The following is a 14,523-nucleotide window of genomic DNA, read 5'->3' on the forward strand; positions in this document are numbered from 1 at the left end:
GCCGAGACAGGTCAACGAGACGGGGTCACCGGAGGCACGCTCAGCGGAGGCGACGGCCCGCAGCCCAGAGACCGACCAGCCCCGAGGGGCCGAGGCGGGGCGTCGCGTAGGTGGCCCGGTCGGCGTACGCCCCGGGGTCGACCAGCTGGAGGTCGGCGACGGCCCCGGCGGCGATGCCGAGCGCGCCTCCTGCCCGGCCACCGCCCACGGCGCCGACGCCGCCGCCGCCGGCGATGCCGCCCGCGCCCCCGCCCGCGCGGACACCCGTGCCCCCCAGCCCGAACCGCGAGGAGGCGCGGGTCGACATGCGCGCGATCGCCTCGCCCCGCGAGAGCACGGCCTGCGGCCCCGACCCGGCGTACTCGTCGAGCACGCGCGAGAACGTCCCGTACAGGCGGGGATGCACGGTGCCGGTCTCGCGCGGCAGCCCGTCCGAGCCGACCAGGGTGTGCGGCCACGCCAGGGCCGTCCGCATGCCCTCGAGGTCGGTGTGGAACACGATGACGGTCAAGGCGCCCCGCTCGGCGAGGACGAGGTCGGCGAGCACTTCGCGCGGGTCGGCACCGACCGCCTCGGCGATCTCGGACAGCGGCCGCCCCTCGAAGCCCGCGTGCTCGGGTCGCGTGAACCCCGCCGCCGAGATCCGCTCGGGGCCGATCGCGGCGTACTGGTTCTCGAGCGTCGATCCGGCCCAGGGCTCGAGCAACCCGTCGAGCACCTGCCGCCGCGAGCGCGTGCCGGGTCGGAGCGCCTCGAGCAGGCTCTCGACCCCGTGGTCGGCCGTGGCCGGCGGGAACAGCGACGCGACCGTCGTGCTGCCCGCGTCGTAGGGGTAGACGTCCGCGCTGACGTCGACACCGTCGTCACGCAGGGCGTCGAGGTGCTCGACGATCGCGGGCATGCCGCCGACGTTCCGCGGCCCGGTCACCTTCAGGTGGCTGACGTGGACGGCGGCCCCGGTCTCGCGCCCCAGCGACGCCAGCTCGTCGATCGAGTCGCGGAGTCCGTCGGCCTCGTTGCGGACGTGGGCGACCAGCAGCTTGCCCCGCGCCGCGCACTCCCGGGCCAGGGCGACGAGTTCGGGCCGGTCGGCGGCGTCGCCGGGTGCGTACATGAGGCCCAGCGAGACGCCGAGCGCCCCGGCGTCGAGCGCCTCGCCCACCGACGCCGCGATGAGCGACCGCTGGGCGCCGTCGACCGGTCGGCGGTCGAAGCCGAGCACGCCCGCCCGCAGCGGGGCGTGCGGGACGAGGGTCGCGGCGTGCAGGCCGAAGGTGCCGTCGGCGTCGCCCTCGGCCAGCGTCCGCACGTAGTCGGCGAACGTCGCCCATCGTCGCGCAGGGAACCCGCCGAGCACCGGCCGCGAGTAGTCCTCGAGCGATCGGTCCCGCGCGTCGGACGGCGACGGCGCGACGCCCTGGCCGCAGTTGCCGACGATCGTGGTCGTCACGCCCTGCCCGGTCTTGGGGGCGACCCCTCCCAGGCGGAACAGCGCGGCGTCGTCGTGCGCGTGCACGTCGACGAACCCCGGCAGCACGTCGAGTCCGCTCGCGTCGACCACCTCGACCCCGGCCGGCACCCCGGACGAGGAGGCGCGGCGACCGTCGCCCACGGACGCCGCGGCCCCGGGCCCCACGGCCGCGACCACGCCGTCGCGCACGACGACGTCCGCGACGCGACCCGCGCCTCCGGACCCGTCCCAGACCGTCCCGCCCGCGAGCACCAGCGTCGTCACGGGGACGCCGTCGTCACGCGGACGCGGACGCCGCCGCCGTCACGGGAACACCCCGGTCGTCGCCGGGACGGGTGCGCTACTCGAAGCGCTGCCACACGGGCTTGTTCGCGTAGGTGTAGCGGTAGTAGTCCGCCAGCTGCAGCAGCGACGCCGCGGCTTCGTCGACGACGATCGTGGCGTGCCGGTGCAACTGCAACGCGCTGCCGGGGCACATCGCGCCGAGCGGCCCCTCGACCATGCCCGCGACCGCCGACGCCTTCGACGACCCCTGCGCCACGAGCACGACCTCGTGCGCGTCGAGGATGGTGCCGAGCCCCTGCGTCAGGCAGTGCGTGGGCACCTGCGACGGGTCGTCGAAGAACCGGGCGTTGTCGGCCCGGGTCTGCGGGGCGAGCGTCTTGATGCGGGTGCGCGACGCGAAGGACGAGGTGGGCTCGTTGAAGCCGATGTGCCCGTTCGCCCCGATGCCGAGGATCTGGATGTCGATGCCGCCCGCGTCGGCGATGGCCCGCTCGTACTCGACGACCGCGGCCTCGACGTCGGAGGCCCGCCCGTCGGGCACGTGGACCTTCGACGCGTCCATGCCCAGGGGTACGACGACGTCGCGCTCGATCACCGAGGCGTAGCTCTCGGGGTGCTCGAGCGGGATGCCGACGTACTCGTCGAGCGCGAACCCGGAGGCGCGGCCGAAGTCGAGCTCGCCCGCTGCGACCCGGGCCGCGAGCGACGCGTAGATGCCGGTGGGCGACGACCCGGTCGCGAGGCCCAGCACGGCCTCGGGGTCGCGCTGGACGACGGACGCGATCTTGAGGGCGGCGACACGGCCGACCTCGTCGGCGTCGCGGACGATGACGATCTCCATGGGGCTCCTTGCTGCCGAGGCGTCAGACGATGTTGGCCACGACCGACGCGATGTACGCCTCGCGTTCTTCGCGTGAGGCCGGCCGCCCGGGCACGCCCGGACGCTGCTGCCACGGTAGCGGCCCCGACTCCCGCCGGTACTCGACGCCGAGGGCGTCGAGGCGTCCGAGGTGCACGGCCAGCCGTGTGGAGAAGTCGTCGAAGTCCCGCGGTTCGGTCGTCCACAGCGCCTCGGCGACGGCGCACAACCGGGGGAACGCGAAGAAGTCGACGGTGCGGGGCGAGTCCATGTGCTCGGTCCAGATGTTGGCTTGGCCTCCGAGGACGTGACGTGCCTCGTCCTCGGTGAGCTGCGCGGGCACGGGTTCGAACGCGAACACGTCGGCCAGGGTGAGCGGGATCGACACCGGGATCGGCTCGTCGGTCCCGTCCGACTGCCGGTAGTCGAGGTAGACCTGGTCGTCGGGACACGCCACGACGTCGTAGCCGCGTCGTGCCGCCGTGATCGCGCCGGTCATGCCCCGCCACGACGCGACCGTCGCGCCGGGTGACATCGTGGCGTTCCCCTCGAGGATCTCGTCCCACCCGAAGGTGCGGCGCCCGGCCGCGGTGAGGTGCGCGTCGAGCCGCCCGATGAACCACGCCTGCAGTTCCTCCTCGTCGGCGAGGCCGCGGTCCCGCATGAGCTCCTGCGTGCGCGGGTCGGCCCGCCACTGCACCTTGGGGCACTCGTCGCCGCCGATGCCGATCCAGGTGCCCGGGAAGAGCTCCATCACCTCGTCGAGCACGTCGGTGTAGAAGTCGACGGTCGTCTGCTCGGTGTTGAGGACGTCCTCGAAGATGCCCCACTCGGTCCCCACGGCGATCTGCCGGGGCGCCGCCACGGGCGTCCCCCCGACCTCGACGGCGCCGACGCCGAGGTGCGGGTACGCCGTGATCGCCGCCATCGAGTGGCCGGGCACGTCGACCTCGGGCACGACCGTGATGTGGCGGGCCGCGGCGTAGGCGACCACCTCGCGGATGTCGTCCTGCGTGTAGAAGCCGCCGTGCGGTCGGCCGTCCTGGGTCGCGTCCGGCCCGGCCCCCACCTGCGACGACCCCCGCCACGCGCCGACCGAGGTCAGGCGCGGGTACTTCGTGATCTCGATGCGCCAGCCCTGGTCCTCGGTGAGGTGCCAGTGCAGCGTGTTGAGCCGGTGCAGGGCCATGAGGTCGACGAACCGCAGGACGTCGTGCTTGGGCAGGAAGTGCCGGGCGACGTCGAGGTGCGTACCCCGCCAGCCGAAGCGTGGTCGGTCCTCGACGTCGACGGCGGGCACGACCCAGTCGACCCCGGGCACGAGGGCCGTCCGGTACGCGGCCGCGGGCAGCAGCTGTCGCAGCACCTGTGCCCCGTGGAACGCGCCGGCCGCGTCGCCACCGGTGATGCGCACCCCCGCGGGTCGCGCCTCCAGCCGGTAGGCCTCGGCGCCGAGCGAGGCGTCCAGGTCGAACGAGATGCCGGTCCCGTCGGCGCTGCCCTCGCGGAGGGGCAGGCCGGTCGCGGGGCGCAGCGCCTGCTGCAGCCAGGCGACGACGCCGGCCAGCTCGTCGGGCGCCGAGATGCGTGTCGCCGAGTCGAGCCGGAACGCCCCGGAGGCGCGGGTCAGCCGGGCAGGACGCGGCACGATCGCGACCGGTGCGGTCTCGGGGGTCGCGCTGCCGGCCCGCAGGGTGGTCGAGGGGGTCGAGGAGTCGGTCGTCACGGGGTCAGCCCTTCACGGCGCCGGCGGACATGCCGGTCACCAGGTTGCGTTGGATGATCATGAAGAAGACGACGACCGGCAGGGAGAACAGCACCGAAGCCGCCATCTGTCCGCCGAAGTCGGTGCCGCTGGTCGGCGTGCTGAACGAGGCCAGCCAGACCGGCAGCGTGTACATCGACTGGTCCTTCATGAACGTGTAGGCCACGAGGTAGTCGTTCCACGCGGCGATGAAGGCGAAGATGCTCGTCGCGATCATGCCGGGCAGCACGAGCGGGAACATGATCCGCGTCAGCACCTGCCAGGTGCTCGCGCCGTCGAGTTGCGCGGCCTCCTCGACCTCGACCGGGATCGCCAGGAAGAACCCGCGCATCACCCAGATCGAGAACGGCAGCGTCGACGCGACGTACGCCAGGATGAGCCCGCCGTAGGTGCCGAGCAGCCCGAGGCTGTTGAAGATCAGGAACTGCGGGATCAACAGGGCCGTCGCCGGCAGCATCTGGACGATCAGGATGAACACCATGATCGTGCGCCGCCCCCGGAACCGGAACCGCGACAGGGCGGCCGAGGCGAACAGTCCGAGCACGATCGAGAAGACGACGGCCCCGACCACGACGATCACGCTGTTGCGCAGGTTCGTGAAGAAGTCGGACTGCGTCACCGCGACGACGAAGTTGTCGAGGGTCGGGTTCTGCGGCCAGAACAGCGGGGTCGCCGTCATCACCTCGGGGCGCGGCTTGAACGCCGTGTTGACCATCCAGTAGACGGGGAACAGCCACACGAGGCTGAAGACGATCGCGATCGCGTTGCTGACCCAGCGGGGCTTCCGGCGGCGACGGGTCGGGCGGGCGGGCGACGGTCGGCCGGTGCCGTGGCCCGAGCGCGCCTCCTTGCTTCTCTCGTCGCGCGCGACGGTCTCGGTCGTCGTGGTGCCGACGCCGGCGGGTGCGGTCGTGGTCACAGGTCTTCTCCGGATCGGACGAGGTTGCGGACGTAGAACGCGGTCAACACGACGAGCAGCAGGGTGGTGACCACCGAGATGGCGGCGCCCTGCCCGATGTCGAAGCCGACGAACGCGGTGACGTAGGTGAAGACGCCGAGGGTCGAGGTGGCGTCGTCGGGGCCGCCGGCCGAGACGAGCCAGATCTGGTTGAAGACGTTGAAGTCCCAGATGATCGACAGGATCGTGATCAGCAGCAGCGTCGGCTTGAGGAAGACCAGGGTGACGGTCCGGTACACGCGCCACTCGCTCGCCCCGTCGAGCCGCGCGGCCTCTTTGTACTCGAGCGGGATCTGCGTCTCGGCGGCGTACATGGTCAGCGCGATGAAGGGCACCGCCTGCCACACGATCAGCAGCCAGATGCTCGTGTAGGCGAGGGCCGCGTCGTTCGACCAGTCGACGTTGGTCATGTCACCCACCAGGCCGGTCCGGGTCAACAGCCAGTTCACGACGCCGTAGCCGGGCTGGAACAGCCACTTCCAGACGATCGACGACGCCACGTTGGGCATCGCCCAGGCGAGGATCAGCACGACGGTCACCGTGTAGCGCATCGGCGTGCCGAGTCGGGTGAGCAGGTGCGAGACGCCCGTGCCGATCAGGACGCTGCCGCCGACCATCGCGGCCGTGAAGACCAGCGTGCGGACGAGCGACCACCAGAAGTCGGTGTCGGCCAGCAGGGTCGCGTACTGCTGCACGCCGACCGAGTCGTACGCGCCGGTGAAGAGCGAGCGCTGGTCGTAGTCGGTGAACGACGTGAAGACCAGGAACACGATGGGCGCGACGGTCACGGCGAGCAGCACGATGCCCGCGGGCGACAGCAGCCAGAGCGGGGCGAGCTGGCGCTTCCCGCCGGGGCGCACCGGGGCCTTCCGTCCGGCCTTCGGGCGCCGGCCGCCCTTCTGGTCGGGTGCCGCGCCGGGCGGGGTCTCGGTGAGACCGGGGGCGATCGAGAGGGCCACGGTTCCTCTTTCGGTTCGAGTCCAGGAGGTGCGGGTCGAGGGGCTGGGAGCGTCACGCGATCAGGTGGTCGCGTGACGCCCCCGGGGTGCTGCCGAGGGCTCGGTGCTAGTCGTTCAGCGCCTCGTCGGTGGCCTCGTCGAAGGACTTCGCGGCCGCCTCGGGCGACTTCGAGCCCGAGACCACCGAGGAGAAGAGCTGGTTGATGCTCTTGTCGCCCTCGAGGGCCGCCCAGTTCGCGCTGGCGGGGGTGGCCTTCGAGTTGAGCGCGGCGTCGAAGAAGCCCTTCTGGATCGGCGTCACCACGCTGCCGGCCGCCTCGATGCCCTCTTCGCTGTTCGGGATCCAGCCGTCGTTGCCCACGACCCACTCGCTCTGGATGTCCGGGCTCGTGGCGATCTTGGTCCACTGCAGGGCCAGGTCGGAGTTCTGGCTCTTGGCCGCGATTCCCCAGTCCGAGCCGCCGAGCATGACCGGCTGCGTCTCGCCCGACTTGCCCGGCATCGGGAACGTGCCGAAGTCGTCGTCGGTCAGGGCGGGGTTGGCCTTCTGGATCAGGTCGATCGAGCCGTTGGTGTGCAGGATCGTCGCCGTCTTGCCGTCCGCGAAGACCTGCGTCTGGTCGGGGGCGTCGGTGTCGAGGGTCTGCGAGGCGGGCGTCGAGTAGGCGTTCTGGAACTCGGTGAAGTCGGCCAGTCCCTGCTGCGCCTCGTCGCTCGCCAGGCCCGCCTTCCAGGTGCCGTCGCTCGACGTGGCGATCTCTCCGCCGGCGTCCCAGACGAACTGCATGCCCGCGTACCAGTACTGGCCGGGCAGGTAGAACGCCGAGAAGTCGGACGCCGTGTTCGCGGCCTTCACCTTGTCGAGGTCGGCGGTGAGCTCGTCGTAGGTGGTGGGCGCCTCGGTCACGCCGGCCTCGGCCCACATCGTCTTGTTGTAGATGACGGCGCGGGCACCGGCGAAGCCGGGCACGGCGTAGAGCGAGTCGTCGACGGTCGCGGGCTCCTCGAGGCCCGTCAACCAGGTCTGACCCTGCTCGAGGTCGTCGCGGTACGCCGTCAGGTCGAGGAGTGCACCGTTGGCCGCGTAGCTGGCGACCTGCGTGTTGCCGAGGTCGAGCACGTCGGGTGGGGTGCTCGTGGCGAGTGCCGTGCTGATCTTGGTGGTGATGCCGTCCCACTGCTGGATCTGGACGTCGACGTCGGCGCCCGTCTGCTTCGTGAACTCCTCGTTGACGGCATCGATGGTCTCGGGCGTGTAGTCGCCCGTCATCACCCAGACCGTGAGGGTCTTGCCGTCACCCTTGGTGGTGGGCACGGCCTGGGGTTCGTCGGACGAGCTGCCGCCCGTGCCCGAGCTCGAGCAGGCGGACAGGGCGAGTGCCGCGGCCAGGCCCAGGGCCCCGACCGCCGTGTAGCGTTGGATTCGCAATTTCATCTCCTCGTTCTCGAAGCGGGGATGCCGCATCGCTGTGGTCCCGGCCCGCGCTCGCACAAGCGTCGGGTCGGGAATGCGGCACGGGCCGAGGCCCTCGCCGCCTCCGGGGGTGGACCCCCGAGGTCTGTGGTGGGGCGGTCGCCCCGGGCGAGCCGGGCACCGGGCGTGCCGACGCCGGGCGTGCCGACGCCGGGCTCACGTCAACCCCAGTTCGGCCTGCAGCACGAACGACGCGGCGCCTCGCAGGGCGAGGTCGGTGCCGCTGCCCGCGATCCGCATCGTCAGGCCGTTGCTGACGGCGGACAGCGTGCGCTGCCGGACGGTCTCGCGGGCTGCGCGCAGCATCGCGCCCTCGACCAGGTCGGCCGGGCCCGACAGCACGACCTCGTCGATGTTGAGCGCGCTGACGATGGGGGCGAGCACCAGGCCGAGCGCGCGACCGGCCTCGTGGAGGACGGCGCCGCGCGATCCCTCGTCGTGCTGTCGGAGGCGCGCCCTCAGCTGCGGGGCGGCGATGGCCTCCTCGAGGCAGCCGCGTCGACCGCACGCGCACACGTCGCCGTTCTCGTCGACCGTCACGTGCCCGATCTCGCCGGCCGAGAACTGATCGCCCTCGACGAGCGCACCGGCGACGATCAGCCCGACCCCGACACCGTGGTCGATCGTGACGACGATGAGGCCCTGGCCCGCCGGGGACCGCCCGTCGCCGCTCTGCCCGGCTGCAGCCGGTCCGGTCGCGCCCGGTCCGGTCGCGCCCCGCCCGGTCGCATCGTTCCCGACCTCTTCGCCGAAGGTGCGGATTCCCATCGCCGCGGCGTTGGAGTCGTTGCCCACGTGGACGGGCAGACCGGTGCGGGCCGACAGTCGGGACCGCAGCGGGAGGTCGTACCAACCGAGGTGGACGGCCGTGCGCACGACGCCGTCGTGGTCGACGATGCCGGGGGTCGCGACGCCGACCCCGAGCAGCCGGCGGGACGTCCGCGAGGCGAGGTCGTCGACGAGCCGCTCGACCAGGCTCACGGCGGCCTCGCCGACGGCCCCGTCGAGTTCGACCCCGGCGCGCTCGACGACCCCGCCCCGCAGGTCGACGACGGCCCCGACGAAACGCTCGGCGCTCGACAGGTCGACCGTGACGATGTGGAAGGCGTCCGACTCGATTCCGACGAGCGTCGCCGGCTTGCCGACCCGCGCGTCGTCGCGGACGCCGAGCTCGCGGGCGATGCCGTCGTCGATGAGTTCGGCGACGAGGGCGGAGACGGTGGGGCGCGTCAGACCCGAGCGACGCGCGAGGTCGGCTCTACTCATGGAGCCGTCGCGGTACAGGGCCTGCAGGAGGAGGGACCGGTTGTGGGCGCGGACCGGCGGCTGCTGCTGCCGGGTGATCGTCGTGCTGGTCACGGGCGCGTCCTCTCGTCTCGGCATCGTCGCCGACCTCGGACCCGGTGAGAGGGCCCGTCGGCAGCGGTGCCGGGTGGCGTCGCCGTGGTGGCGTGCCGTTAGTAAATGGGCCTTACAAACACGTGTCAAGGTGCGTGGCGGCGAGTTTACGCACACGAAACACCGGCGGTCAACACCCGAAACACGGCGACCCGCGGGCCGCGACCCCTTGCCGCGACCAGGTTCGTAAGCTTTACTAACAAACATGTCCACGCTCGCCACCGTGTCCGTCGCCGCGCCTCACGGCGCCGTCGGCGGTGCGCCGGCGGGACCGTCCGCAGCCGGGTCGACGGAGTGGCCGTGAGGGTCGGCCTCGACATCGGCGGCACCAAGATCGACGCGGTCGTCGTCGACGGGTCCGGAGCCCCCGTCCATCGCCTCCGCCTGCCCACGGGGTTCGGCCCCGATGCCGTGCTGACGAACGCGGCCACGGCGGTCGCCTCGTTGGCGGACCGCTCCGGCGTCACCGTCGAGGCCTTCGAGTCGGTCGGCGTCGGCATCCCCGGCCTCGTCGACGGCACGACGGGTCGCGTGCGGCACGCCGTGAACATCGGCTTCGACGACGTCGCCGTGGGGCCGACGCTGAGCGCCCGGCTCGGGGTCCCGGTCCGGGTCGAGAACGACGTCAACGCGGCCGCGCTCGGCGCGTACCTCGCCATGTCGCTGTCGGGGTCCGTCGGCTACCTCAACCTCGGCACCGGCCTCGCTGCCGGCCTCGTCGTCGACGGCGAACTCTGGCGCGGCTCGCGGGGCGTCTCGGGCGAGATCGGTCACGTCCCCGTCGACCCCGCGGGCGAGCTCTGCCCCTGCGGGCAGCGCGGTTGCCTCGAGACCGTCGCGGCCGGCGCCGCGGTGTCCCGTCACTGGCCGACCGAGGGGGCGTACCCGGCCGTGGCGCTGTTCGCGGCGGCCGACGCCGGCGACCCCGAGGCCGTCCGCGTGCGTGCCGACCTCGCGGCGGGGGTGGCGGCCGCGGTGCGCCTCCTCGTCCTGACGACCGACGTGGACTCCGTCGTGATCGGCGGCGGGCTCAGCAACCTGGGTCGCCCCCTGCTCGACGACGTCGCCGGGGTGCTCGACCGGTGGGCGGCGGGGTCGCCGTTCCTCGCCTCGCTCGAGCTGTCGTCGCGCATCGAGCTGCTGCCGCCGGGGTTCCCCGTGGCGGCCGTCGGTGCCGCGACGATCGGGGCCCGCGGACCCGCGACGGCCGTCGCTGCCGCCCTCTGACCGCCACCACGGCCCTGCCCGCCACGCCGCCACACCGCCACACCGCCACGAGATGGTCACAGCACCAGGAGAAAACCTGGCGCTGTGACCATCTCGCGGTGCGGTGCCGCAGGTGCGGCGCTACGCCCGGGCCACCCGCAGCGTCACGATCTCGAACGGGCGCAGCGTCAACTCGACCGCGGAGCCCGACGCCCACCGACCGGCCCCGGCCGTGCCCGACGCCAGTTCGCGCTCGATGAGGTCGGTGCGCCACGCCTCGCCGAACCCGCTGTCGGCGTCGACCGTGACGGTGGTGGCCGCCCGAGCACCGCGAGCCTCGTAGAGCCGCACGATCAGGTCGCCTGACCGGTCCTCGGCCAGCTTGACCGCCTCGACCAGCACGGCCGGCGACGACGACGACACCAGCGGAGCGACCCCGGCGCCCGACGACCCCTCGACCCGCCGGACGGGCAGGTTCATGCGGTAGCCCGCGGTCGCGGCGTCGAGCACGTCGGGCGCGACCCGCACGGACGAGCGCAGCACGTGCCGCCCCTGGTCGGCGTGCGGGTCGGGGAACGTCGGTGCCCGCAGCAGCGACTGGCGCACGAGCGTCGTCGTGCCGCCGTCGCCGCCCTCGGCCGTGTCGCGGGTGCTCCGCGTGATGTCGTGGCCGTAGGTGGCGTCGTTCGCCACGGCCACGCCGAAGCCGGGCTCGGCGACGTGCACCCAGCGGTGCGCGACGGTCTCGAACCGGGCGAAGTCCCACGACGTGTTCTGGTGGGTCGGGCGCTGCACGTGACCGAACTGCACCTCGGAGGCCGCCCGGTCGGCGTGCACGTCGAGCGGGAACGCCAGCTTGAGCAGCTTCTGCCGCTCGTGCCAGTCGACCTCGGTCTGCACGTGCAGTTCGCCCTCGCCGTCGTCCAGCCACCAGCGCTGCACGATGGTCGAGTCGCCGACGCGGCGGGTCACGACGAGCGCCCCGCCGTCGACGACGACCGACTCGGCCTCGACCAGGTCGGTGCGGACGTTCTTGTAGGCCTGGTCGACGTCCCAGGCGTCCCACTGGTTGGGGGTGTCGCGGAAGAGCTGCAGCAGCCCGAGCCGGGCCCCCGGGGCGACGAGGTCGCGTCCCGACGTGGCGTCGACGAGCGAGGCGACCAGGCCGTCACCGTCGAACACCGCACGCACCAACCCGTTGTCGAGCACCCAGCCGCCGTCGGAGGTGACCGGTGCCACCGACCCGGCCCCCGCCTCCTGGGCCCGTCCCGCGGCCGACCCGGCCGCGGCGTCGACCCCGGCCGACGGGACCGGCCCGGCGTTGAACGTGGTCGTCGCCGACCCCGTCCCCGCCAGCGCCCGCTGGGCCGAGCCGATGATCGCCTCGAGCTGCTGGGCGACCCGCGCGTAGTGCCGCTCGGCCTCGTGGTGCACCCACGCGATCGACGACCCGGGCAGGATGTCGTGGAACTGCTGGAGCAGCACGACGTGCCAGATCTCTTCGAGCTCGTCGTAGGGGTAGTCGAGCAGTCCGCGTGCGGTCGCCGTGGCGCTCCACAGCTCGGCCTCGCGCAGCAGGTGTTCGCTGCGACGGTTGCCCTGCTTGGTGCGGGCCTGCGACGTGTACGTGCCGCGGTGGAACTCGAGGTACATCTCGCCCGACCACACGGCCGGGTCGGCCAGCTCGGCCCGTGCCTGCGCGAAGAAGGAGGCGGGGGTGCCGACGGTCACGCGGGGCGAGCCCTCGAGGTCGCCGGCCCGGCGCGCGGCCGCCATCATCTCGCGGGTCGGGCCGCCACCGCCGTCACCCCAGCCGAACGGGACGATCGAGACGTTCGAGAACCCCTTCTCGGCGTAGCCGCTCTCGGCGTGGGCGAGCTCGGCCGGCGAGAGGTCGGAGTTGTACGTGTCGACGGGCGGGAAGTGCGTGAACACGCGACTGCCGTCGATGCCCTCCCACAGGAAGGTGTGGTGCGGCATGCGGTTCGTCTCGTTCCAGGACTCCTTCTGCGTGAAGAACGAGCTGGCGCCGGCCGCTCGGGCGATCTGAGGCATCGCCCCGGTGTAGCCGAATGAGTCGGGCAGCCACACCTCGTCGGCGTCGATGCCGAACTCCCGGAGGAAGAACCCCTTGCCCGCGACGAACTGACGGGCCAGTGCCTCGCCGCCGGGCATGTTGGTGTCGGACTCGACCCACATGCCGCCGACCGGCACGAACCGGCCCTCGGCGACCTTCTGCGCGACCCGTGCGAACAGCTCGGGGTAGCGCTCCTTCAACCAGGCGTACTGCTGCGCGCTCGAGGCGGCGAACACGAAGTCGGGGTCGTCGTCCATCAGGGCGACGACGTTCGAGAAGGTGCGGGCGACCTTGCGCTGGGTCTCGCGGACGGGCCAGAGCCAGGCCGAGTCGATGTGCGCGTGGCCGGTCGCGACGACCCGGTGCGCGCTCGCGTTCGCCGGTGCCGCGAGCACGTCGGCGAGCGCGGCACGCCCGGCTGCCGCGGTCCCCGCGACGTCCGCGTGGTCGACGACGTCGCACATCCGGTCGAGCGCCCGCAGGATCTCGTGCCGTCGCGGCGACGTGAGCGCGAGGGTGCGCATCAGCCCGACGAGGGTCCAGACGTCGCGGTCGAGTTCGGCGACCACCTCGTCGCGTTCGGCGAGCACGATGCTGCGCAGGGCGTAGATCGGGGCGTCGCCCGCGGTCTCGGGGTCGCCGAGCGGTGTCTCGCCATGGAAGTCGTCGCCACCGATGTCGGGGTTCGACGCGGCCTCGACGTAGACGTCGATCGTGCTGCCCGGGGTGACGCCCGCGCCGATCGCCGTCAGCGGCACGTAGCCGTTGTACGGCTCGATGGCCTTGACGATCGTGCCGTCGGGTCGCCAGACGAGGCCCTCGGCCTGGAACCCGGGCTGCCTGATGCTGAAGCCCAGGTCGACGACGAGTTCGAGGGCGGTCGCCGGGTCGGTGCCGAGATCGTCGGGCACCGTCCCCGTGACGTGGAACCACGTGGTGCCCCACGGCCTGCTCCACGGCGAGCCGACGGCGAACGGCTCGAACGCCTGCGAGACGGCCTCGGCGAAGGGGACCGGCTCACCCGGCGCCTCCCAGGCCGTGATCGTCAGCGGGACGGCCCGACGGTAGACCGCCGGGGTGATGCGGTCGCGGACGAAGCGGTCGATGCGGGCCTCGACGAGGACGGTGTTGTCGTGCATGGGATCAGTCTCCTGACGGGCGCGCCGGGGCGCACGGTGGGGCGGGTCGTTCTGTGGACCGGGAGGGCGGCGGGGGCACTGGTGGGGAGGCGCCTCACCCCTTCACGGCGCCGGCCAGCGCGTTCGAGCCGCCGAGGGTCCGCGAGACGAGGACGTACAACGCGATGACGGGTACCGAGTAGACGATCGAGAACGCCGCCAGCTGGCCGTACGCCACCGAGCCGTACTGCCCGAAGAAGTTGAAGATGCTCACGGCCGCCGGCTGTTTGTCAGGGCTGAGCAGCAGGACGAACGGCACGAAGAAGTTCCCCCAGGCCTGGATGAACACGAAGATGAACACCACGGCGATGCCCGGCCGCATGAGCGGCACCACGATGCGCGTCAGGGTCGAGAACATCGAGGCCCCGTCGGTCCACGCGGCCTCCTCGAGCGAGATCGGCACCGAGTCCATGAAGTTCTTCGCCATCCAGATCGCCATCGGCAGGCTGGTCGCGGCCAGGAAGAACACCGTGCCGCCGATCGAGTCGATCAGGTTCAGCGAGACGAACAGGCTGTAGACGGGCACCATCATCGCGGTGATGGGCAGGCCGGTGCCGAAGAGGATGCCGTAGAGGAACGGCTTGTTGATGCGCATCCGGTACCGCGAGAGCGGGTACGCCGCGAGGATCGCCACGACGACGGTCACCAGGGCGCAGCCGCCCGACACGATGAGGCTGTTGGCGAGCGGGACGAACGAGATCTCGGGCGTCAGCACGGCGGTGAAGTTGTCGAGCGTGAACTGCGACGGCACCTTCGCCGACAGCGTGGCCGACGGGTCGAACGAGGCCAGCAGCAGCCAGGCGAGCGGGACGGCGAAGCAGATCGCGATGACGATCAGCACGGCGTTCGAGACGGCCTTCATGCTGCGGCCGCTGGGTGAGGTCATGGCCATG

Annotated in this window: 10 protein-coding genes; 1 reads left to right on the plus strand and 9 read right to left on the minus strand. The window is 72.3% G+C overall.

All coding sequences use genetic code 11. From position 1 onward, the window contains the following. Window positions 1-40 precede the first annotated feature (40 nt). From ACIOSR_RS11750 to ACIOSR_RS11780, 7 genes are all read right to left on the minus strand, one after another. A complete protein-coding gene (locus tag ACIOSR_RS11750; protein ID WP_402752716.1) occupies window positions 41-1,735 on the minus strand; it encodes an amidohydrolase family protein in 1,695 nt (564 codons plus the stop codon). A 76-nt stretch (window positions 1,736-1,811) separates the two neighbouring features. Next, window positions 1,812-2,597, minus strand: a complete 786-nt coding sequence (gene nagB, locus ACIOSR_RS11755; protein ID WP_056043373.1) for a glucosamine-6-phosphate deaminase — start codon at window positions 2,595-2,597, stop codon at window positions 1,812-1,814. Between the two features lie 22 nt (window positions 2,598-2,619). Continuing rightward, the gene (locus ACIOSR_RS11760; RefSeq protein ID WP_402752717.1) at window positions 2,620-4,341 is read right to left on the minus strand and encodes a beta-N-acetylhexosaminidase; all 1,722 of its coding nucleotides are present in this window, start codon (window positions 4,339-4,341) and stop codon (window positions 2,620-2,622) included. A 4-nt stretch (window positions 4,342-4,345) separates the two neighbouring features. Beyond that, window positions 4,346-5,299, minus strand: coding sequence for a carbohydrate ABC transporter permease (locus tag ACIOSR_RS11765; RefSeq protein WP_199736328.1), 954 nt, complete (start codon window positions 5,297-5,299; stop codon window positions 4,346-4,348). Next, window positions 5,296-6,297, minus strand: a complete 1,002-nt coding sequence (locus tag ACIOSR_RS11770; RefSeq protein ID WP_200412434.1) for a carbohydrate ABC transporter permease — start codon at window positions 6,295-6,297, stop codon at window positions 5,296-5,298. Before ACIOSR_RS11770 ends, ACIOSR_RS11765 begins: the two co-directional genes overlap by 4 nt. 106 nt (window positions 6,298-6,403) lie before the next feature. After that, window positions 6,404-7,726 carry an extracellular solute-binding protein gene (locus ACIOSR_RS11775; RefSeq protein WP_123571471.1) on the minus strand — a complete coding sequence of 441 codons (1,323 nt, stop codon included), beginning with the start codon at window positions 7,724-7,726 and terminating at the stop codon, window positions 6,404-6,406. A 201-nt stretch (window positions 7,727-7,927) separates the two neighbouring features. Next, complete coding sequence (locus ACIOSR_RS11780) at window positions 7,928-9,130, minus strand: ROK family transcriptional regulator (protein WP_199736332.1); 1,203 nt, start codon at window positions 9,128-9,130, stop codon at window positions 7,928-7,930. 339 nt (window positions 9,131-9,469) lie between these two features. Between ACIOSR_RS11780 and ACIOSR_RS11785 the strand changes: the two genes are divergently transcribed. After that, entirely contained in the window at window positions 9,470-10,396 is a 927-nt protein-coding gene (locus ACIOSR_RS11785; protein WP_402752718.1) for an ROK family protein, read from the plus strand. A 120-nt stretch (window positions 10,397-10,516) separates the two neighbouring features. Here the strand turns inward: ACIOSR_RS11785 and ACIOSR_RS11790 are convergent, their stop codons facing one another. Continuing rightward, window positions 10,517-13,591 carry an alpha-mannosidase gene (locus tag ACIOSR_RS11790; RefSeq protein WP_402752719.1) on the minus strand — a complete coding sequence of 1,025 codons (3,075 nt, stop codon included), beginning with the start codon at window positions 13,589-13,591 and terminating at the stop codon, window positions 10,517-10,519. A gap of 94 nt (window positions 13,592-13,685) precedes the next feature. Continuing rightward, the gene (locus tag ACIOSR_RS11795) at window positions 13,686-14,522 is read right to left on the minus strand and encodes a carbohydrate ABC transporter permease (protein WP_043594260.1); all 837 of its coding nucleotides are present in this window, start codon (window positions 14,520-14,522) and stop codon (window positions 13,686-13,688) included. Window position 14,523 lies beyond the last annotated feature (1 nt).

It is taken from the genome of Frigoribacterium sp. NPDC087798 (genome assembly GCF_044742985.1).
GTDB lineage: Bacteria > Actinomycetota > Actinomycetes > Actinomycetales > Microbacteriaceae > Frigoribacterium.